The following is a 20,230-nucleotide window of genomic DNA, read 5'->3' as shown; positions in this document are numbered from 1 at the left end:
CAAAGGAGCAAGCATGAGCAAACTAAAAAAAACCACATCGCCCCAGCCGCGTTGTCCGAGCGACGCCAGCCGCTACGTGGTCGATTACATGGACCACGCCCCCGTGTGGCCCGCAGTCATCTTCGCGCAGGGGCTGTTTCGGCCAACCCAGAACGGGGCGCCGGTTGTCCCGCTGGAAATCGAGTACGCGACGACCATCCAAAAGCAGCGGGTGGAGTACGTCTTCCGCAGTCCAGAGGCCTTGAACATCGTTGACCAGACGGTTTTTCTGCACCTGTGCCAGTTGATGGCTGCTGGTAATCGGGTGCACCTGGCGCCTGACCATGAGAGATACCCCGTGTACTGCGCAGCGCTTGGCGCTTCGGGGCTGTGGAGCGACCAAGGCATTTCGGTGTTGGTTGTCAAACTGTCTGACATTGCCCACGGCATAGGCTTGACGCGCACCGGCACCAATGCGCGGAGCGTGCTCGCATCTCTCAACAGGCTTTCCCAGCTCACCATGCATCGGCAGATGCATGGCCCCAGCCATACGGGGGAGGGGGCTAGTCGGTTCCTGGCGTTCACATGTTCAGACACCCATGTGCGGATAGCGATAAGCGTTGAGGCTGCTTGGTTCGCCGTGAGGCGCCAGGGCGTTGCCTGGGTCAACATGCGAGAGCATCGCTCATTGAAGAGCAAACCAGCCAAGCGGCTGCATGCTTGGCTCTCTGCATGGGCGTCGCCCGTGGAGCGTAAGTCCATCGGTCTCGACAAACTGCTGGTCAATGTGTGGGGAGGCCCACCAGCCCATGCAGATGCCCGCAAAGACCGGATGCGCACACTGCGCCAGGCTATCAAGGAAGTCAGCGAGTTGCGGGGATGGTCTTGTGACCTGTCTGCGAACGGCAAGCAAATGCTGGTTCGCAAGCCCCGGTTCGCGGGCACTCTTGCGCAAGCCGAGCAAGATGCTCAGAGTGCGAGCGATGCGCACACCGCTGCAACCCCCACCGCGCCCGCTGGCACCACCCCCGCAGTCGCTACCACGCCCACCAATGTCGTCGCCACGCCCACCGCCAATCGGCAGGAACCGGCGCCCAGTGCGGAGTTGGAGGGTATGGAGTTCGCGCTCTAAGAACCATCAGGAAAGTTCAAGACTTTCCATGGTGTGGGGCGAAGCCCCGTCGCACCTATGCTCCGGTGCATCGCCCGGGGGTTACACGCCTTGTGATTTTGGGTGTGTCGTACGAGCCAAGGAATAGAGGTGATATCACTTTGATACCACCTGGCCGCCTGCGGAGCAGTGGCACTTCAACCGGCGGAGGTTGTCAGCGCTTGGTCTTTTTCAGCGCTTGCAATCCGTCATTGCGCAGACGCTGCCGACTTGGCACCGAAACGACGTCGTTCTCTGGTTGATTCAGCGTTGATTCCAGCCACAACAGCGCTCCGAGGATCAGGGCGCGGTCGTATGCCGTCGATTGGGCGGCGAGTCCACCACGCAACGGCGTCGAATCGTCGTCGTTTGGTGGTTGATGGGCTTCGGAATGCGGGATGTCGAGCCCTGCTTTCTTGACCAAGGCACCGAGCACGATTTTTTCGTGAGCGTCGATGCGCCGTTGTAAGCGCTGCGCATGTGCTCGCCCCACGCGGTCCAGATGCTCAGCCCGAGCCTGCAATTGCGCAGCTTGATGCCGGAGTGTTGCTTCGCGCACACGCAATCGCGCCAGTGAGGGCGGGGCGCTTGGTTGAGCGGTTGTTTTTTGATGTTGAACGGTCATGTTTGTCTCCCTGTGATTGTTCTGCCCTCCTTCTTATTGCAGAGGGCAATTCAATCTGGCAGTTTGAGATGGAGACAGTCAAGCATTACAGGGAAGGCAAGCCCCACAAGCGCACTTATACAAACTCCGTTTGTGTGCGCCCGGCGGGGCCTTGAAAACAGCCGCTGCAAGAGCCTGTGCCGCCAATCGCGGACACACGCAGCGCCATCGCCACCACCTTTGCCTGATCGTCGGCAAAGGAGGGGCGATGGCGATATTTCATTTTGCAGCACAGGTCATCTCGCGCAGCGACGGCGGTAACGCGGTCGCCGCAGCTGCCTATCGGGCAGGTATGCGGTTCAGTTGTGCCCGCACGGGGCTTGTGTTCAACAGCACCCGCAAACGCGAAGTGGCATACCGCGCAATCCTTGCACCGCAGGGTGCCGCCGCTTGGGTTTTTGACCGCCCACAGCTGTGGAACCAGGTCGAAGCCACAGAGACAAGGGCCAACAGTCAGTTGGCCCGCGAGGTCGAGGTTGCACTCCCCATCGAACTTACCCATGCGCAGCACATTGCGCTCCTTCACGGGTACGTGAACGAGCACTTTGTGAGTATGGGCATGGTCGCGGACATTGCGCTGCACGCAAAGACCGGCAACCCCCATGCCCACATCATGCTGACGCTGCGCGACGTAGAGGCAGAAGGCTTTGGTGGCAAGCGTCGGGACTGGAACAGTCCCGCCTTGGTGACTCGATGGCGCGAAGCCTGGGCCAATGCCTGCAATGCGGCCTTGGAGAGTGCTGGGCGCGTTGAGCGCATAGACCACCGCAGCAATCTGGGCCGAGGCATTGACCTCCCCGCCACGGTGCACCAGGGGCGTCGGACCCATGCCAACGCAGAAGCTTGGAATGCGCGCGCGGAATACAACGCTTGGGTGCAGACCCAGGTCGAACTGACCAAGGTTCGCGCCGATGTGGCGCGGGTGCAGTCCCAGATTGTGGACTTGACCAGCACCATTACCGAAGCCTTGGCAGAGCGCGATGCCAAACGGGCGGGTAGTGCGTCCAGCGCCACCATCGTGCCCACGGCACCTGCCACCCCCATCACACCCCGTATCTGGACGCCCGCCAGCGATGTGCTGACACGGGATTTTTCAGTCGCGGGAGTCATCGCCCGGCGCTCATCCGGCGCCTGCGGCCCCACGAGTCCCATCCACCGTTCAACCCCGCAGCCCGAGGTCTCGCATGTCTCGGACGGCTTTATTCAAGGAGACAAACCATGCTGATATCACTTCTGTTCCAGCTCATCGCCGCAATTTTTGTAACCCGACCGCCAGGCATTCAAGCGGGGCAATGGAGCCCTCACGCCCGTGATGCTGTCCGCACGTTGGAGCGCAGGTACTTTGGCATTCCGATTCCTGCACGGCCTGTGTCGCGTGCTCCGACCCGTCGGGATTGGGTGCATGCACCCGCGCCGGTGACCCCGGAAGTGGAAGGAGAGTGGACATGCAAGTAATGAGCACACTTTCTCCAACAAGAGAGCAGCCCCAAGCTGCTGTGGTACTGCCTGCGGCACCCAAGGTCTGGATGCCTGCGCATTACTTTCATCGCGTGCACGATCCAGCCAGTTTTGCTTGGCTTGAACGCCTGTCGCCCATGGTCGCCACGCAGTCGCCGCCCCTTGGCAATTGCTTTGGTCTGGAAGTGGCCTACCTGGCACTCGACCTGCTGCACTGGTTTCCGAGCGAAACCGTGCTGGCCATCCCGTTCTTGGAAGCCGTGCCGCCAGAGTACTTTTTGGTGTGCAGTTCTGGTGGACAGCGGTGGTGGTGTTTTGTTGTGCTGCGAAATCGCGCCGAGAAAGCGTGTGCACTCGTTTTCGACATCGACCCATCGGTGCTGCTTATTGCAGGTCTTGGTCTGCGCGAAACCCATATCGAGGCAGCCACCGAAGCCGTCACATGTGGGCGCGACTTTTCATTGGCCCCGAACGCGGCAGTGCTGTGCCCCATGGATCAGCGCCCTATCCGCTACGAGCGGTTGAGTCCTGCTACGCAGGAATATTTCTGTCTCAGTGAGGGGGCCGCAATGGGCAGCGCACCAGCAGCGCCCCCCGGTCTTGCAGACCTTTTGACGCCGCGCAGTTTGCCGCAGACCGCCGCGATGGAGGTTTCCATTGGCAGTCGGACGCTGGGGTTGCGCATGCGCGTGAACGACGACGATGCTTTGATGCGGTTCCTAGACTCGCTGGGCGGTGACAGTGCGGGAGGTGTCCTATGAATAGCAGACCCCAATTTATCTCGCTGACCCCTGACCTGGCGCGAGCACTCATAGAAGAGATGCAGGCCGTGCTGGATGGTGAGGCCAGCTATTTCCATGCAGAGCTGTGGACCGATTCCGGCCTGCAAGTCGGAGTGCACTTGTCGGGGCCAGAGGATGTTGTGGAGGAAGGAGGGCCGTACCATGAGTGACGCCAAATCTTCTCGACGTTCCAAGCCCACGGTGAGGAGGGACCTGTACCAGGAGGTCACGGACAAGCTGATAGCTGCCATTGAGGCGGGCACTGCACCGTGGCAACGCCCCTGGCAAGACGTGGCAGCGGCGGGCGTACCCATGAACGGCAGCAGTTCGCGCCCGTACAACGGGGTCAACGCCCTGCTTTTGATGATGACTGCGCAAGCGGAAGGCTATTCTGACAACCGTTGGTTCACGTTCAAGCAAGCCAACGCGATGGGCGCCAAGGTCAGGAAGGGAAGCAAGTCCACCCCCGTGTACTTCTTCAAGATGCTGGATGCCAAGGGGCGTGAAGTGCCGGGTGATGGCACTGCGCCCCGAGAGGGGCAGGGGGGCACCACCGATTCCCCTCGGCAGATTCCATTCCTGACGGAATACCGTGTGTTCCATGCGACTCAATTGGAGGGTTTGGCGCCTTTGCCTCAGCCAGAGCGCCCGTGGACCCCGCTGCAATCCGTGCAGCAGTTGGTCGAACGCTTGCAGCCGGAGATTCGCTATGGTGGCAATAGGGCGTTTTACGCGCCAGGCCCAGGCCGAGACTTCATCCAGATGCCGCCAGAAGGGGCGTTTGCCAGTGCGGAGGAGTTTGCTGGGACGTTAGCCCATGAACTGGGTCACTGGACGGGTGCTGAGCACCGTCTCAATCGCAAGTTCGGCGTGTGGGGTACAGAAGCCTATATGCAGGAGGAGCTGAGGGCCGAGATTTTTAGCGCCTGCCTTTGCGCTGAGCTTGGGGTCGCCACTCCGATGGACAACCACGCTGCGTATGTTGGCGCCTGGCTGAAAAAGCTCCGGGAGGACAAGTTCGAGGTGTTCCGGGCCGCCAAAGATGCGCGTCGGATGGTGGATTTCGTAATGGGGCGGGGCGGTGCCCCAGTGATAGCAGCGCCTGCATCTGATTCAGCACCCGCCATGCTTTCAGCAAACCTTTGTCCAAAAGCGGTGGCTTCGGGAGTGGAAGGCCTGCTATTGAGTGCCCGGAAGGCCGCACGACGTGGTACCGCCGTACGGCGACATGGTTTTGTGCCCGTGTCCGAGGCGCTAGCGGAGCATGCTGCACCAGGGCCCAGTACAGGGGGCACACAACATTAAGGCAATGGGTTGTAGTCCACCTTCGGAAAGGTATAGGTTAGCGCTAAATCGACGCCCCAATACAGCATGCCCAGCTTGGTGGCAGTCAATTTGGCTGCCTCAAAGTCGGATGTCCGCAGGACTGCTCTCACCGTGCTGTGGATGTGAGAAGGTGGCATGAAAGCGAGTGCACCGAAAGGCATCCAGTCTGCAATGCTATTCAGCAGCTCCTGGTCCGTCATGTCTGGGTTCTTGGTCACGTCTGGGTCTCTGAACGTCTTTGACCAGACAGTAATCCCTGGGCACACGTACTCTGGGTCGATTTTCCACTGTCGGTTCCTGTACACCATGCATGGAATACGGCGCAGTGCACACGCCTCCATCTCAGCGCTTGGATTGCGCATGTCACTGATCTTCCACGGTTGAGCGGCAAGAGTCGCAAGAGCTTTTTTGTTTGTCATGTTTTCATCCTTTCAAGTTAATGACAGGATGAAGTTTTGACCTGCGGGTCCTAAAAGTGAAGAAACGGAAAGGACCGGAATTCCTATGTAGCCAGGATGTAGCAAAAAAACTCAGAAATCTCCCGTTTCATAGGGAAAAATTCAATTTTTTCAATACTGCTGCATCATGGGGGTGTGCTGTTCCAGCGGCGCGGACAGGGCTTGTTCGGTCAGCGTCGGGGTGGCGCTCATGTCAGTGCCGCCCGGCTGTCCGAAGGCACTGATGCGCCCCCTTGGGGGGCAGCGATACGCGAAGCGATGAGCGAGGGGACAGTTTCATTTCAAGGGTCAGACAGCGGGCAATTGGTAGAACTTGCGCAGCCCTTCCCAGGCCTGCAGCGGGTCATCGACGTAGTGGAAGAGTTTGAGGTCGGCTTCCGAAATCGTGCCTTCGTCCACCAGCACGTCGAAGTTGATCAGCCGTTTCCAGAAATCGCTGCCGAACAGGAAGATGGGCACGGGTTTGGCCTTGCCACATTGCACCAGGGTGAGCACCTCGAACAGCTCGTCCAGCGTGCCAAAACCGCCGGGAAACGCCAACAGGGCCTTGGCGCGCATCAGGAAGTGCATCTTGCGCAGGGCGAAGTAGTGGAACTTGAAGCTCAACTCGGGCGACACGTAGGGGTTGGCCTGCTGTTCGTGCGGCAAGGCGATGTTCAGGCCGACGGTGGGCGCGCCGACATCGTGTGCACCCCGGTTGGCGGCTTCCATGATGCCGGGCCCGCCGCCCGTGGAGATGTAGAGCTGGTCTTTCACTGGGCAGCGCTGGCTGTATTGCGCGACATGGCGGGCGAAGGTGCGGGCGTGTTCGTAGTAGGCAGCGTTTCGCACAGCCGTTTGCGCCTTGCGGATGGCCTGGGCATCGCCACCGCGCTGGGCGTGTTCCAGCTCGTGTTGTGCGTCTTCCGGTGAACGGAAGCGGGCGCTGCCAAACACCACGATGGTGTTGTGAATGCCGCGCGAGGCCTGTTCGAGATCGGGTTTGAGCAACTCCAGTTGAAAGCGGATGCCACGGGTTTCGCGACGCAGCAGGAATTCGGGGTCGGCAAAGGCCAGTCGGTAGGCATCGGCTGTCAGCGGGTTGCCCTGATCTGCGTGCGCCTGCAGCTCGGCCCAGGCATCGGCCAGCCGGGTTTCGTTGAGGTTTTGTGTGGTTTCCATGCGATGACTGTATCAAGCCAGTAGGTGGTGCCACTGCGCGCAGAAACAAAAAGGGCTCCATGAAGGAGCCCTGTCTGCCGAGTGGCATGGATCAGACGCGCTTGCGGTATTCGCCGGTGCGGGTGTCGATTTCGATCTTGTCGTCTTGCGACACGAACAGTGGCACGGCCACTTCGAAGCCGGTGGCGATCTTGGCAGGCTTGAGCACCTTGCCGGACGTGTCGCCTTTGACGGCGGGTTCGGTCCAGGTGATCACACGCTCAACGCTGGTGGGCAGTTCGACCGAGATGGCCTTGCCGTCGTAGAACACCACTTCGACCGACATGCCGTCTTCGAGGTAGTTCAGGGCGTCGCCCATGTTCTCGGCTTCCACTTCGTACTGGTTGTAGTCGGTGTCCATGAACACGTACATCGGGTCAGCGAAGTAGGAGTAGGTGCACTCCTTGTGTTCCAGAATGATCTGGTCCATCTTGTCGTCGGCCTTGAACACCACTTCGGTGCCCATGTTGTTCAACAGGGCCTTGAGCTTCATGCGCACGGTGGCAGCGCCACGGCCGCCACGGGCGTATTCGGTTTTCAGGACGATCATCGGGTCCTTGCCGTGCATGATGACGTTGCCGGCGCGGATTTCTTGAGCGATTTTCATGGTGGGGCGGGTAGTGCGAGGGGCCATCCGGCCCCGGTGTCAGACCGTCGTGGACGGCAAAGCCCTTGATTTTACGGGATATTTGCGACGATTTTGAGCAGTTGCGTCACGAGGTCGTCTTGCGAAAGGAGCTTCTGGCGCGCCGCCGCGATGGCTGTCGTCCACCGGGATGGGGCCATTGGCGGCAGTGAGGCGGGGACGTCGGCGTTCCAGAACAGGTGCTGTGCCCGCATGTCGGGCGGTGCGTCCAGCCAGTCCAGAAAGGCCTGCAGTTTGGCCTGGTGGGCGCCGTCGTGCTGCGGGTAGATGTGCCAGACCAGTGGCTTGCCGGCCCACAGCGCGCGCACCAACGAGTCCTCGCCACGCACCATGTTCAGGTCGCTGGCCCACAGCATCTGGTCGAACTCGAGCTGGCTGCAATGGGGGCGCCAGGTGATGTGCAGCGGGCCGTGGTCAGCACCGTCCCCCAGGTGCTGGCGCACGGCAGCAGTGGGCCTGCCGGGCGCCACCAGCAGGTGCGTGGTGGCTTGGCCTGGTTGGCGCAAATGGTCCAGCCACGTGCCCAGGTTGGCGGGTTCGTAGCAGAACAGGCTGACGACCTGCTCGCCCGCCCAGCCCGGCGCATGGGTTTGGAGCCACGTGCCGCGATCGAAGCGGGCTTGCCGCGCTTGCAGGTCGTCTTCGCGCAGCAGCCCACCGGTGGCTGGCGTGAAGCCGGGGTAGAAGAAGTGTTTGGTGCGGCCCGTCAGCGGTCCACACATCACCGGGGAAGGCAGGCCGTGCATGCGTTCCACATAGGCTTCGGCGCTCAGGTATTCCAGGTTGATCCACGGCCCTGGTTGGGGCGCCACGGCCAGCACCCACGCGTCTGGGATGTCGCAGCCAAAGGCTTCGACCAGCACGTCGCCGGGCGGCAGGCCGGTGGGGGGCTCGCCGTGCCAGTGCCGCACGTCCACGCCCTCCGAACCACGGGGGGCCATCCAGGCCAGCGCCGAGGGGTCGTCCACCCACAGCCGCACCCTGTGGCCACGCTCGGTCAGTTGGGCGGACAAGCGCCAGCACACGCCCAGATCGCCGTGGTTGTCCACGACCTGACAGAAAACATCCCATAGCAGCGAAGGCATGGTGGGCATTGTCCACAATAGCGCCCATGTCCGATGTGCTCCCCGATCCCGAACCCACCGCCGCCCACAGCGATGCCTTGCTGGCCGAGGTGGCCGCCTTGCCGGCGCTGCCAGGCGTTTACCGCTACTTCGATGCGGCCGGCGGCCTGCTCTATGTGGGCAAGGCGCGCAACCTCAAGAAGCGCGTCAGCAGCTATTTCCAGAAGAACCACGACGGCACCCGCATCGGGCACATGGTCAGCAAGATCGTGCGCATGGAAACCACGGTGGTGCGCTCCGAGGCCGAGGCGCTGCTGCTGGAAAACAACCTCATCAAGACGCTGAACCCGCGCTTCAACATCCTGTTCCGGGACGACAAGAGCTACCCCTACCTGCGCTTGAGCGGACGCTGGCCGGCGCGCGGGCCACAAGATGGCCGCGCCCACCCAGGCGACTACCCGCGCATGAGCTACTACCGGGGCGCGGTGGACAAAAAGCACCAGTACTTCGGCCCGTACCCCAGCGCGTGGGCGGTGAAGGAGTCCATCCAGCTGCTGCAAAAGGTGTTCCGCCTGCGCACCTGCGAAGACACGGTGTTCAACAATCGCACCCGGCCCTGCCTGCTGTACCAGATCAAACGTTGCACGGGGCCCTGTGTGAACCTGGTCACGCCTGCGCAGTACGAGGAAACCGTGCGCCACGCTGCGGCGTTTCTGCTGGGCGAAACCCAGTCGGTGCTGGACGAATTGCAGGCCCGCATGATGGGCCACGCCGACCGGCTGGAATTCGAGCAGGCGGCCGACATCCGCAACCAGATGACGGCGCTGTCGCGTGTGCTGCACCAGCAGGCCATGGACAACGTGTCGGACAAGGACGTGGACGTGCTGGCCGTCAAGGTGCTGGGCGGCCGCGCGTGTGTGAACCTGGCCATGGTGCGCGGTGGGCGCCACCTGGGCGACCGGCCGTACTTCCCCTCGCACGTGGAAGACGCTGCGGTGCTGGCGGTGCTCGACGCCGACGAAGGTGTGGCGCCGGTGCCCGTGGAGCAACAGGTGCTGGAGGCCTTCATCGCCCAGCACTATGTGGACAGCGCGCCGCCGCCCACGCTGGTGTTGAGCCACCCGGTGCGTGTCGAACTGGTGGCCGCCTTGAGCGAGCAGACCGGCGTCAAGATTCACACGGTGCACCAGCCGCGCGAGCAGCGCCGCGCGTGGCTGGAGATGGCGCAGACCAATGCCGACATCCAGCTGGCGCGTTTGCTGGCGGAGGAGGGCTCGCAGCAGGCCCGCACGCGTGCGCTGGCCGACGCGCTGGACCTGCCCAACGAGGCGTTGGACAGCTTGCGCATCGAGTGTTTCGACATCTCGCACACGGCGGGTGAATCGACCCAGGCCTCGTGTGTGGTGTTTGAGGGCCACAAGATGCAGGGCAGCCAGTACCGGCGCTTTCGTGTCGAGGGCATCACCCCGGGCGACGATTACGCCGCCATGCGCCAGGTGCTCACCCGCCGCTACACCAAGCTGGCCGAAGCCGCGCGCGAGGCCGGTGGTGCGGAGGCTGCGGGCAGCGTGGCCGGGCAGCGACTGCCAGACCTGGTGCTGATCGACGGCGGCAAAGGCCAGGTGGGCGTCGCGCGCGAGGTGTTCGAGGCGCTGGGCCTGGAGCTGGGTCGCATCGTCGGTGTGGAAAAGGGCGAAGGCCGCAAGGTGGGGCTGGAGGAGCTGGTGTTTGCCGATGGGCGCGAGAAGGTCTACCTGGGCAAGGACTCGGCCGCGCTGATGCTGGTGGCGCAAATCCGCGACGAGGCCCACCGCTTCGCCATCACTGGCATGCGCGCCCAGCGCGCCAAGGTGCGCACCGGCGGCAGCCAGCTGGAAGACATCCCCGGCGTGGGCCCCAAAAAACGCGCGCGGTTGTTGCAGCGCTTTGGCGGCGTGCGTGGCGTGGCGTCAGCCAGCGTGGAGGACATGGTGACGGTGGAGGGCATTTCGCGTGAGCTGGCGGAGGTCATCTACCGCGCTTTGCACTGAACGCATAATCGCCCCATGTTCTTCAACCTCCCGACCCTGCTGACCTGGGCACGCATTGCGGCCATCCCGCTGATCGTGGGGGTGTACTACATCGACTTGCCGCTGGCGCAGGCCAACCTCATTGCCACGGTGCTGTTCATCGTGTTCGCGCTCACCGACTGGGCCGACGGTTACCTGGCGCGCAAGCTCAACCAGACCTCGGCCTTCGGTGCCTTTCTCGACCCGGTGGCCGACAAGTTTCTGGTGTGTGCCTGCGTGCTGGCGCTGGTGCACATGGACCGCGCCGATGTGTTCGTGGCCCTCATCATCATTGGCCGCGAGATCGCCATTTCCTCCCTGCGCGAATGGATGGCCATCATTGGCGCCACCAAAAGCGTGGCGGTGCACATGATCGGCAAGGCCAAGACCATGGTGCAGATGATCGCCATCCCATTTCTGCTGTTCGATGGTCGCCTGCTGGGCCTCATCGACACCCGTGTCTGGGGCACCTGGTTGATCTGGATCGCAGCCGTGCTGACTGTTTGGTCCATGGTGTATTACCTGCAGAAAGCGCTGCCCGAGATCCGCGCCCGCAGCCGATGAGCGAGGCGCGCGACAACGCGTGGCTGCGCGCCATGCCGGTGGTGTTCGTGCTGATCTGGAGCACCGGCTTCATCGTGGCACGTTACGGCATGCCGCATGCACCGCCCTTCAAGTTCCTGGCCTGGCGTTACGCCTTGTCCATCCTCTGTTTTTTGCCCTGGATTGTGTTGGCGCGTGTGCGCTGGCCACAAACACGCACGCAGTGGCTGCACCTGGCTGTCACCGGTGTGCTGATGCACGCGGGCTACCTGGGGGGCGTGTGGGCGGCGGTCAAGGCGGGCATGGGCTCCGGCTTGTCGGCCCTGGTGGTGGGCTTGCAGCCGGTGCTCACCGCGTTGTGGCTGTCGGCCAACGGCGGGCAGGTCAACAAGCGGCAATGGTTGGGCCTGCTGCTGGGTTTTGCTGGCCTGGTGCTGGTGGTGTCGCGCAAGTTTGAGGGCGGTGGCCCGGGCGACCAGGCCACGTGGTTGAACCTGTCGTTTGCCGTGGGGGCGCTGCTGTGCATCACCGTGGGCACGCTGTACCAGAAGCGTTTTGTGGCGCCGTGCGACGTGCGTTCGGCCAATGCCGTGCAGCTGGGGGCTGCGTTGTTGGCCACGCTGCCGTTGGCGTTGATGGAGCCCGAGGCCATGGCCTGGAACGGGGAGCTGGCTGGCGCCATGGCCTGGTCGGTGCTGGGGCTTACCCTGGGCGGCAGTTCGCTGCTCTACATGCTGATCCAGCGAGGCGCGGCGGCCTCCGTCACCAGCCTCATGTACCTGGTGCCACCCTGCACGGCGCTGATCGCCTGGGTGTTGTTCGCCGAGCCCATCACCGCCGCCACACTGGCCGGCACCGCGCTCACCGCTTTTGGCGTGAGCTTGGTGGTGCGCGCTTCGCGCTGACGGGCCGCCAGGGCTCTTCAGCAAAACGCTGGGCCAGAAAGTCCACCAGCAGGCGGATGCGCCGGGGCACCTGGGCCCGGTAAGGCGCCAGCCAGTGCACGTCCGCGTCGGGCATGGACCACTCGGGCAGCACCCGCACCAGTTCGCCGCTGGCGAGTTGGGGTGCGATGTCCCACAGGCTGCGCAGCATGAGGCCGTGGCCGGCCAGACACCAGTCGCGCACCATCTCCCCCGAGTTGCTGGACAGCGGCCCGGCCACGGGCACGTGGTGCACGTGCGGATCGCCCGATCGCTGCAGCCGCCAGTGGTCGAAACGCTGCTGGCTGGCCACGCCGCCGTCTTTGCCGCCCCAGCCGCCGTTCTCGCGCACCACCAGGCAGGCGTGTTGCTGCAGATCGTTGGGGTGGTGCGGTGTGCCGTGCTGGGCCAGGTAGGCCGGCGCGGCCACCAGCACGCGCTGGTTGCTGGCCAGTTTGCGCGACACCCATTCCCCCGCGCGGCCACCCGGCGCGTTCCACAACCAGATGGCGCCGTCAAAGCCTTCCAGCGCGAGGTCGGGCAGGTGTTCGGTGAGCTGCAGCTGGACGTGCACGGCGGGAAAGCGGCGCTGGAAATCGGCCAACGCCGGACCCAGCCAGCGACGCCCAAAACCGAAGGTGGCGGCCAGGCGCACCGGGCCCGCGGGTTCGAGCCGGCGCTCACGCAGCTCGGCCTCTGCCAACGCAAAACCTTGCAACAACTGGGCCGCGTGTTGGCACAGGCTGTCCCCCTCAGCGGTGGGGCTCACGTGGCGCGTGGTGCGCTGGAACAGGCGCAGGCCCAGGGCTGCCTCCAGTGCGGCCAGCCTTTTGGTGACCACGGGGGCTGCCAGGTGCAGTGCACGTGCCGCCCCGGCGAGGCTGCCGTGCTGGCGAATGGCCAGCACCAGTTCAAGATCGGCTCGGTCCAATTGTTGCCTTGATGGAAAGATTGGCTTGCCCAATTGTTGCCGATGTTGCGCGTAAGCTTGGGCGCCATGTGGGAAACATTCAAAGCGCTGGTGGTGGAACGCAACGGTGTGCGTCTGCAGGTGCGCGTGGCCGGTGATGGCCCGCCCCTGTTGCTGCTGCACGGCCACCCGCAGTCCATGGCCATGTGGCACAGCGTGGCGCCCACGCTGGCCCGCCACTTCGCCGTGGTGCTGATGGATGTGCGGGGCTATGGCGATTCGTCGCGCCCCGCGCCCGACGCGCAACACCTGGCCCACAGCAAACGCGAGATGGCGCTGGATGCGCTGGTGGTGATGCAGCACCTGGGCTTCGATCGCTTTGGCGTGCTGGCCCATGACCGGGGTGCACGCGTGGCGCACCGCCTGGCGACCGACCACCCTGAGGCCGTGAGTCGCCTCATGTTGCTCGACATCGCGCCCACGCTGGCGATGTACGCCCAGACCAGCGAGGCGTTTGCGCGCGCCTACTGGCACTGGTTCTTCCTGATCCAGCCACCGCCTCTGCCCGAGGCCTTGATTGCCAGCGACCCGGTGCGCTACGTGCGCAGCGTGATGGGTGCGCGCCACGCGGGTTTGGCCGCGTTCGATGCCGCTGCGCTGGCCGACTACGAGCGCTGCGCCGGGTTGCCCGGCACCGCCACGTCGATTTGTGAGGACTACCGCGCCAGCGCCACCATCGATCTCGAACACGACCGCGCCGATGTGGCGGCGGGCCGCCTGCTGTCCATGCCGCTGCATGTGTTGTGGGGCGAACACGGCGCGGTGGGGCGTTGTTTTGATGTGCTGTCTTTGTGGCGCGAGCGCGCGCTCCAGGTGAGTGGCCACAGCCTGCCGTGTGGCCACTACCTGGCCGAAGAATCGCCCGAGGCCGTGTTGGCCGAGGCCTTGTCGTTTTTCATACCCTGAAGGAGAACCCCATGAGCACCACCCACCGCATTGCGGTCATCGCTGGCGACGGCATTGGCAAGGAAGTCATGCCGGAGGGCCTGCGCGTGATGGAGGCGGCGGCCTCTAAGTTCAACATCCCGCTGCAGTTCGACCACTTCGATTTTTCGAGCTGGGACTACTTTGAGAAACACGGCCAGATGCTGCCCGACAACTGGAAAGACCAGATCGGTGGCCACGAGGCCATCTACTTCGGCGCCGTGGGCTGGCCCGAAAAGATCGCGGACCACGTCTCGCTGTGGGGCTCGCTGCTGCTGTTCCGCCGCGAGTTCGACCAGTACATCAACCTGCGCCCGGCGCGCCTCATGCCCGGTGTGACCGCGCCCGTGGTGCGGCGCGACGGCAGCCCGCGTTTGCCCGGCGAGATCGACATGATGATCGTGCGCGAGAACACCGAGGGCGAGTACTCCAGCATCGGCGGGCGCATGTACCAGGGCACACCGCGTGAGATCGTGATGCAGGAAACGGTGATGTCGCGTTTTGGTGTGGACCGCGTGCTCAAGTTCGCTTTCGAGCTGGCGCAGTCGCGTCCCAAAAAGCACCTCACCAGCGCCACCAAAAGCAACGGCATCGCCATCACCATGCCCTATTGGGACGAGCGTGTGGCCGAGATGGCCAAGGCCTATCCGGGCGTGAACGTGGACAAGTTCCACATCGACATCCTGACCGCGCACTTCGTGCAGCGCCCCGACTTCTTTGACGTGGTGGTGGCCAGCAACCTGTTCGGTGACATCCTCTCGGACCTGGGTCCCGCCTGCACCGGCACCATCGGCATCGCGCCCAGCGCCAACCTCAACCCCGACCGCACCATGCCTTCGCTGTTCGAGCCGGTGCACGGCTCGGCGCCGGACATTGCCGGCAAAGGCATCGCGAACCCCATCGGGCAAATCTGGTGTGGCGCCATGATGTTGGACTTCCTCGGGTACCGCGCCGCACACGACGCCGTGCTGGCGGCCATCGAGGCGGTGTTGTTGCCCGGCAGTGGCGCACCGCGCACCGCCGATCTGGGCGGCACCGCTGGCACCCGCGATGTGGGCCTTGCCATCGAGCAGGTGTTGCGCGCATCAGCCTGACGATTTCCTTACAACTCGATGGGCGTGCGAGCGCAAGCTTTGCGTCTAGAATGCCCGCTCGCTTGGCGCTCAGCGCACCCACAGGTCAGTGGCGTATTGACAGGCTCGGCGGCCCATAGGTGTAATTGTCAAACGCCTCGCCGTGCCTCGGTGCTGTGGGCGCAAGCCGGTTTTCTTTGCTTACGGCCGCAGTCTTCCCCTGCGGCCGTGGTTCATTCAACCAAATCCAATTTTGAGGGGCTTCTTGTGAACAAATCTGAACTGGTCGAACACATCGCCAACCAGGCCGACATCTCCAAGGCCGCAGCCACCCGTGCACTGGACGCCATCACCGGCGCCGTGCGCACCACGCTGAAAAAAGGTGGCACCGTGTCGCTGGTGGGCTTTGGCTCGTTTTCCGTCACCAAGCGCCCGGCCCGCACCGGCCGCAACCCGCGCACCGGCGCTGCGATTAAAATCAAGTCCGCCAAGGTGCCAAAGTTCCGTCCAGGCAAGGCGTTGAAAGACGCCCTGAACTGAGCTGGCACACCCTGTTGACAGGGGGTCCTTAGCTCAGTTGGTAGAGCGGCTCCTTTACACGGAGTAGGTCGGCGGTTCGAGACCGTCAGGACCCACCACCCACCCAAGGCGAACCCCGGTTCGCCTTTTTGCTGTTGCCCCCAGGGCTTCATGCCTTCACCGCAGGTTCACGCATGTTCGATTCGATCCGCAACCACAAAAAGTACCTGATGGGCTTTTTGATGATCCTCATCATTCCATCGTTTGTGCTGTTCGGCATCGAGGGATACAGCCGCTTCAACGAGGGTGGTCAGCGTGTGGCGCAAGTGGCAGGACAGGACATCACGCAGCAGGAGTGGGATGCCTGGCATCAGCGCTACGCCGAGAACGTGTTGGCGTCGTCGCCCACCTTGGACCGCAGATTGCTTGACACAGAAGCGGCGCGCTACAACAGCCTGCGCCGCCTGGTGGACGAGCGACTGTTGGCGCTGGCGTCGCAAAAAGACCGCCTGCTCACCAGCGATGCCCGCTTGGCACAGCAGCTGCAACAGGACCCCGTGGTGGCGTCGCTGCGCAAACCCGACGGCACGCTGGACATGAGCCAGTACCGGCAACTTCTCAGCACCCAGGGCATGACGCCTGAGATGTTCGAATCCGGTTTGCGCGCCGAACTGTCGCGCCGCCAAGTGCTGCAGGGCTTGCGCGCTTCGGGTTTTGTGTCCCCGGCCGTCTCCAAGGCCATGGGCGATGCCTACTTCGAACGCCGCGAGATCCAGTGGCGTCGCCTGTCGCCCCGTGATTTCGAGTCGCGTGTGCAGGTGACTGACGCCGATGTGGCCGAGTTCTACAACGCCAACAAGACCATGTTCCAGTCCACCGAGCAGGCCGACGTGGAGTACGTGGTGCTGGACTTGGACGCCGTTGCCAACGGCATCACCCTTGCCGAGGCCGACCTCAAAGCCTATTACGAACAAAACCTGGCCCGCCTGTCCGGGGGCGAACAGCGCCGTGCCAGCCACATCCTGCTGACGGTGGCGTCAGGCGCGTCGGCCGACGACAAGGCCAAAATCAAGGCCAAAGCACAGGCCTTGCGTGAGCAACTGCGTGCCACACCGGCCAAGTTTGCCGAACTGGCCCGTACCGAATCGCAAGACCCGGGTTCCGCCCGCAACGGCGGCGACCTCGACTACTTCGCCCGTGGTGCCATGGTCAAGTCCTTCGAAGACGCGGCTTTTGCGCTCGAAAAGGGGCAAATCTCTGACGTGGTCGAAAGCGAGTTCGGCTTCCACATCATCCAGGTCACTGACATCAAGAGCCCGCCCAAGCGCAGCTTCGAATCCATGCGTGCCGAACTCGAGCCCGAGTTGAAGAAGCAGCAGGCACAACGCAAGTTTGCCGAGGTGGCCGAGCAGTTCAGCAACCTGGTGTACGAACAGGCCGACAGCCTGACGCCCGCCGCCGACAAGCTCAAACTCAAGGTGGTCACCGTCAAGGGCCTCACGCGCGAGGGGCGGCCCGGTGTGTTGTCCAACCCCAAGTTGCTCGAAGCCCTGTTCGCGACCGACTCGGTGCAGAAGAAGCGCAACACCGAGGCCGTGGAACTGGGGGCCAACCAGTTGGCCGCCGCGCGCGTGATGCAGTACGCGCCAGCCGCCACCCAACCGCTGGAGGCCGTGGCAACGCAGGTGCGTGCCCGTTTGGTGGCTGAACGTGCCGCCGCCCTGGCCAAAGCCGACGGCGAAGCCAAGCTGGCTGCCTGGCGCGCCCAGCCGGGTGATGCCCAGCTGCCCGCAGCGATCACCGTTTCGCGCGACAGCAGTGAAGGCCTGCCCCTCAAGGTGCTGACGGCCGTGTTGTCGGCCGACCTCGCTTCTGGCCCGGCGTGGCTGGGGCTGGATGAGGGGCCGGCCGGCTACGTGATCGCCAAGGTCGTCAAGTCGGTGCCGCGCACGGCGCCTGCTGCCGAGGTGGCGCGCCAGGAAGCCAATGAGCTGGCAGAACTCTGGGTAGGTGCCGAGGCCGCCGCCTACATGGCCCACCTCAAAGCCAAGTACAAGGCCGAAATCAGCGTGCCCGAACCCAAGGTCAACGCGTCAGGATCGTGATCTCTGCGAGGACCGTGAAAAAACGAGCAAATCACACGCTATAATTGCAGGCTCTGCGGTGGCTGTAGCTCAGTTGGTAGAGTCCAGGATTGTGATTCCTGTTGTCGTGGGTTCGAGTCCCATCAGCCACCCCAAAGTCTTCTAAATCGCAGTTAAGGCGTTGATTTCCCAAGGAAATCAACGCCTTATTTGTTTGTATAAACATCAGTTGTTACACCGGTTGTCACAAAACCTGCTGTATCAACTCATGCGTCAAGTCGAAAAACATCTCTACGTCCGAGGCAAGCACACCACGTTCTACGGCTGATGGTGCTGGGGGATCGGTTGAGGACGGTCGCAATGTCGCGCAGGCTGTAGTTCTGCTGTAGCAGGCTGGCCATGGTCACCCGGTCTTCGGGATGGAGTTGCTGGTATTGCCGAGGTGTCGTTTGCATCTCCTGACCTTACGAGGTTTACAGGTGTTGCACTTCGGTTTTGAATTCGCCCTCCCTGGCGTCTAACCCGCTTTTAGCGCCCCGCATTGAGTTGGTAACGGAACCGGTCTCCCCGAGCGTAAAAATCGTTGTGCATGATGGGTGTATCTCGCCCATCGTAGGAAGTGATGTGAATCCGAAGCAAGGCCGCGTCGATCCGAGTCTTGAGCATCGCCGCCAACTCGGGCGTGGCGTTGATCGCTTCAAAATCGATGTGGGAGCGTGCCACCGGATAGCCCAGACGGCGGTTCAGGACGGTCAGCAGATCGTTCTCACCCAGGTCTTCCTTGACCATGGATTCGATCAGCCCGATGCTGCCGTAACAGTGTTGGAAGGCATGGACTTCGCCATCGACCACGCGTGTGATGGTGACCATGCCCAGTGGTGCCGACACCGGCAGGCGCAATGCCGCCGCCAGGGTGGGGTCGGCGGCAATGCGTTTGATGCCGGAAACCACACCGGTGGCCACATGGCCGCGGCGCCGCATGGTTTCGTAAAAGCCCGACAGCGGCCCCAGCTCCGAGCTGCCGCGCTTGGCCGCGCTCACAAAGCTGCCCTTGCCGTTGACCTTTTCAATCAGTGCCTGCTTCTGCAGGTCGGACAAGGCCTGGCGCACGGTTACGCGACTCACGCCGAACTGCTGCTCCAGCTCCGCCTCGGAGGGCAGCTTGGCGCCGGGCGCCAGCGCACCGCTGGCAATGCTGGCTTTGAGGCTGTCACGCACTTGCGCAAACAAGGGTGACGGGGAATCGGCGTCGGCGCGGGTCATGTGCTGAGTTTACAAAGGTGCCATCTCGGGCACTGGCAACTGCGCGGTGGGCCCGTCTGCGAGAAAAGGCATGCAGCCCGTCTCGGTCAGCAGCCCACGCACGCTGTCTTGCTCTGCCAGGGTCAGGCCCTGCCACTCGCGCTGTAGCCACACCAGGCATTTGTGTTTGTAGCGCTGACCGTGCACCAGCCAGCAGTGCCCTTCAATCAGCCGCTCCATTTGCTGCACACCTTGCTCAACCGCATCATGGCTGGTCTGCAGTAGCGGCAGGTGGTACTGCCCCACCAGCGCCAGAAGGGGCCGCACATGGGGTTCCCAGATGCTGCGGGGCGCCCAGTCGCCCTCGACGCCGCAGGCGTCGTCCAGCGATTGTGTCCATTGGTAGGTACGTGGCGCACGCTCGCGAAAGATCGCGCTGGCCGAGGGGTCGATGGCGCACTGCGACAGTTGTCCGTAGAGCCCGAAGTCGGCCAGCGCCGGGCGGTCACCAAACACGTACGGCATGTGTTGCACTAGGGCCTCCATCGCGTCCAGCAGGGCCTCGTAGAAGGCCATCAAACCAGCGTGGTTGTCGCCCGCCGCCACCTGGGCGCGCTGTTTCGTCTGCCTGCGTGTGAAGCGTTCGATGATGGCGCTGAAATCGGCAGGTTCGGCGGGGCCCAGCCAGCCATACATCTGGCGCGTGGCACAAAAGCGCTGGTTGGCTTCATCGCCCCAGCGCAGATCGAACATGGCGCTGACCAGCAGCTCGTCGCCCATGTCTTCGATGAGGTGCGACAACAACGCGACCGCGCGGTCCTCGGGCACCACCGAACGCACGCCTGGGTGACGCCGTTCCAGATCGTAGATCAAAGGGGTGGTGTCGGCCCTGTAGGCGCCATCGGGGTACTGCAGTACAGGGATGATGCCTTTGCTTGCCTCGGCCAGCTCGCCACCGGCACCGATGTAGCCACGCGGCACGATCCACAGGTGCGGCAGACGGCGGTAGCGCAGCAAGGCGCGCATCTTGAGCGAATAAGGGGAACCGGGCCCGCCCAACAAGCGGTAGCGGTCATTGGGGGCTGCGGTGACCATCGGCGCGGCGGCAGCGCTGGCCTCGGCAGTTGCTTGCATGGCGGACTCCTTTGTGTGCGGATCGAAACAGGTCAGGTGAAAT

19 protein-coding genes, 2 tRNA genes and 1 pseudogene are annotated in these 20,230 nt (G+C 63.3%); 13 read left to right on the top strand and 9 right to left on the bottom strand.

The features are described 5' to 3' along the window. Positions 1-13: 13 nt before the first annotated feature. On the top strand, positions 14-1,111 hold the full coding sequence (gene repC, locus ACFQPB_RS08220) for a replication protein C, IncQ-type (RefSeq protein WP_382221713.1): 1,098 nt from the start codon (positions 14-16) through the stop codon (positions 1,109-1,111). 193 nt (positions 1,112-1,304) lie between these two features. Here repC and ACFQPB_RS08215 read toward each other — a convergent pair whose 3' ends face one another. Beyond that, the gene (locus tag ACFQPB_RS08215; protein WP_382221710.1) at positions 1,305-1,754 is read right to left on the bottom strand and encodes a conjugal transfer protein TraD; all 450 of its coding nucleotides are present in this window, start codon (positions 1,752-1,754) and stop codon (positions 1,305-1,307) included. A gap of 151 nt (positions 1,755-1,905) precedes the next feature. On the opposite strand from ACFQPB_RS08215, the gene mobQ reads away from it, so the two are divergent. The 3 genes from mobQ to ACFQPB_RS08200 all read left to right on the top strand — a co-directional run bounded on the left by mobQ (position 1,906) and on the right by ACFQPB_RS08200 (position 5,338). Continuing rightward, on the top strand, positions 1,906-3,018 hold the full coding sequence (mobQ, locus tag ACFQPB_RS08210; RefSeq protein ID WP_382221707.1) for a MobQ family relaxase: 1,113 nt from the start codon (positions 1,906-1,908) through the stop codon (positions 3,016-3,018). Positions 3,019-3,247: 229 nt separating this feature from the next. Further along, positions 3,248-4,012 (top strand): hypothetical protein, encoded by a 765-nt coding sequence (locus ACFQPB_RS08205; RefSeq protein WP_382221704.1) that lies wholly within the window; start codon positions 3,248-3,250, stop codon positions 4,010-4,012. Positions 4,013-4,195: 183 nt separating this feature from the next. Then, positions 4,196-5,338, top strand: a complete 1,143-nt coding sequence (locus tag ACFQPB_RS08200; RefSeq protein WP_382221702.1) for an ArdC family protein — start codon at positions 4,196-4,198, stop codon at positions 5,336-5,338. Here ACFQPB_RS08200 and ACFQPB_RS08195 read toward each other — a convergent pair. The 4 genes from ACFQPB_RS08195 to earP form a co-directional block, all read right to left on the bottom strand. Next, entirely contained in the window at positions 5,335-5,778 is a 444-nt protein-coding gene (locus ACFQPB_RS08195) for a hypothetical protein (RefSeq protein ID WP_382221699.1), read from the bottom strand. The genes ACFQPB_RS08200 and ACFQPB_RS08195 overlap by 4 nt on opposite strands. A 327-nt stretch (positions 5,779-6,105) precedes the next feature. After that, entirely contained in the window at positions 6,106-6,978 is an 873-nt protein-coding gene (locus ACFQPB_RS08190; RefSeq protein WP_382221697.1) for an LOG family protein, read from the bottom strand. Positions 6,979-7,069: 91 nt separating this feature from the next. Continuing rightward, positions 7,070-7,624, bottom strand: a complete 555-nt coding sequence (efp, locus tag ACFQPB_RS08185; protein WP_382199220.1) for an elongation factor P — start codon at positions 7,622-7,624, stop codon at positions 7,070-7,072. A 71-nt stretch (positions 7,625-7,695) separates the two neighbouring features. Then, positions 7,696-8,757 carry an elongation factor P maturation arginine rhamnosyltransferase EarP gene (earP, locus tag ACFQPB_RS08180; protein ID WP_382221695.1) on the bottom strand — a complete coding sequence of 354 codons (1,062 nt, stop codon included), beginning with the start codon at positions 8,755-8,757 and terminating at the stop codon, positions 7,696-7,698. A gap of 17 nt (positions 8,758-8,774) precedes the next feature. Here earP and uvrC point away from each other — a divergent pair, with 17 nt between their 5' ends. The 3 genes from uvrC to ACFQPB_RS08165 are packed head-to-tail and all read left to right on the top strand — an operon-like array spanning position 8,775 to position 12,223. After that, positions 8,775-10,757 carry an excinuclease ABC subunit UvrC gene (uvrC, locus tag ACFQPB_RS08175; protein ID WP_382221693.1) on the top strand — a complete coding sequence of 661 codons (1,983 nt, stop codon included), beginning with the start codon at positions 8,775-8,777 and terminating at the stop codon, positions 10,755-10,757. Between the two features lie 15 nt (positions 10,758-10,772). Beyond that, the gene (gene pgsA / locus ACFQPB_RS08170; RefSeq protein WP_382221690.1) at positions 10,773-11,339 is read left to right on the top strand and encodes a CDP-diacylglycerol--glycerol-3-phosphate 3-phosphatidyltransferase; all 567 of its coding nucleotides are present in this window, start codon (positions 10,773-10,775) and stop codon (positions 11,337-11,339) included. Further along, complete coding sequence (locus ACFQPB_RS08165) at positions 11,336-12,223, top strand: DMT family transporter (protein ID WP_382221688.1); 888 nt, start codon at positions 11,336-11,338, stop codon at positions 12,221-12,223. Before pgsA ends, ACFQPB_RS08165 begins: the two co-directional genes overlap by 4 nt. On the opposite strand, the gene ACFQPB_RS08160 is transcribed toward ACFQPB_RS08165, so the two are convergent. Then, positions 12,180-13,172: a LysR substrate-binding domain-containing protein gene (locus ACFQPB_RS08160; protein WP_382221685.1), complete on the bottom strand. Its 993-nt coding sequence runs from the start codon at positions 13,170-13,172 to the stop codon at positions 12,180-12,182. The two genes, ACFQPB_RS08165 and ACFQPB_RS08160, sit on opposite strands and share 44 nt — an antisense overlap. 66 nt (positions 13,173-13,238) lie before the next feature. Here ACFQPB_RS08160 and ACFQPB_RS08155 point away from each other — a divergent pair, with 66 nt between their 5' ends. From ACFQPB_RS08155 to ACFQPB_RS08130, 6 genes are all read left to right on the top strand, one after another. Next, positions 13,239-14,117, top strand: a complete 879-nt coding sequence (locus ACFQPB_RS08155) for an alpha/beta fold hydrolase (protein WP_382221682.1) — start codon at positions 13,239-13,241, stop codon at positions 14,115-14,117. Positions 14,118-14,128: 11 nt separating this feature from the next. Beyond that, positions 14,129-15,229, top strand: coding sequence for a tartrate dehydrogenase (locus ACFQPB_RS08150; protein ID WP_382221679.1), 1,101 nt, complete (start codon positions 14,129-14,131; stop codon positions 15,227-15,229). A gap of 246 nt (positions 15,230-15,475) precedes the next feature. Then, complete coding sequence (locus ACFQPB_RS08145) at positions 15,476-15,748, top strand: HU family DNA-binding protein (RefSeq protein WP_382199202.1); 273 nt, start codon at positions 15,476-15,478, stop codon at positions 15,746-15,748. A 22-nt stretch (positions 15,749-15,770) separates the two neighbouring features. After that, a tRNA-Val gene (locus ACFQPB_RS08140) sits at positions 15,771-15,846 on the top strand. 75 nt (positions 15,847-15,921) lie between these two features. Further along, positions 15,922-17,832, top strand: a complete 1,911-nt coding sequence (locus ACFQPB_RS08135; RefSeq protein WP_382221675.1) for a SurA N-terminal domain-containing protein — start codon at positions 15,922-15,924, stop codon at positions 17,830-17,832. A 58-nt stretch (positions 17,833-17,890) separates the two neighbouring features. After that, positions 17,891-17,966: transfer RNA gene (locus ACFQPB_RS08130), tRNA-His, on the top strand. Between the two features lie 165 nt (positions 17,967-18,131). On the opposite strand, the pseudogene ACFQPB_RS08125 reads toward ACFQPB_RS08130, so the two are convergent. The 3 genes and pseudogenes from ACFQPB_RS08125 to ACFQPB_RS08115 form a co-directional block, all read right to left on the bottom strand. Beyond that, positions 18,132-18,266 (bottom strand): annotated as a pseudogene (locus ACFQPB_RS08125) (helix-turn-helix domain-containing protein); the annotation flags it as partial. 73 nt (positions 18,267-18,339) lie between these two features. Then, complete coding sequence (locus ACFQPB_RS08120; RefSeq protein ID WP_382221669.1) at positions 18,340-19,074, bottom strand: GntR family transcriptional regulator; 735 nt, start codon at positions 19,072-19,074, stop codon at positions 18,340-18,342. A gap of 9 nt (positions 19,075-19,083) precedes the next feature. Beyond that, a complete protein-coding gene (locus ACFQPB_RS08115) occupies positions 19,084-20,187 on the bottom strand; it encodes a glutathione S-transferase N-terminal domain-containing protein (RefSeq protein ID WP_382221666.1) in 1,104 nt (367 codons plus the stop codon). Positions 20,188-20,230 lie beyond the last annotated feature (43 nt).

The organism is Hydrogenophaga atypica, assembly GCF_042665215.1.
Taxonomy (GTDB): domain Bacteria; phylum Pseudomonadota; class Gammaproteobacteria; order Burkholderiales; family Burkholderiaceae_C; genus Hydrogenophaga; species Hydrogenophaga defluvii_A.
Note: the sequence above shows the minus strand (reverse complement) of the source record. Positions and strands in the feature narration are given on the sequence as shown.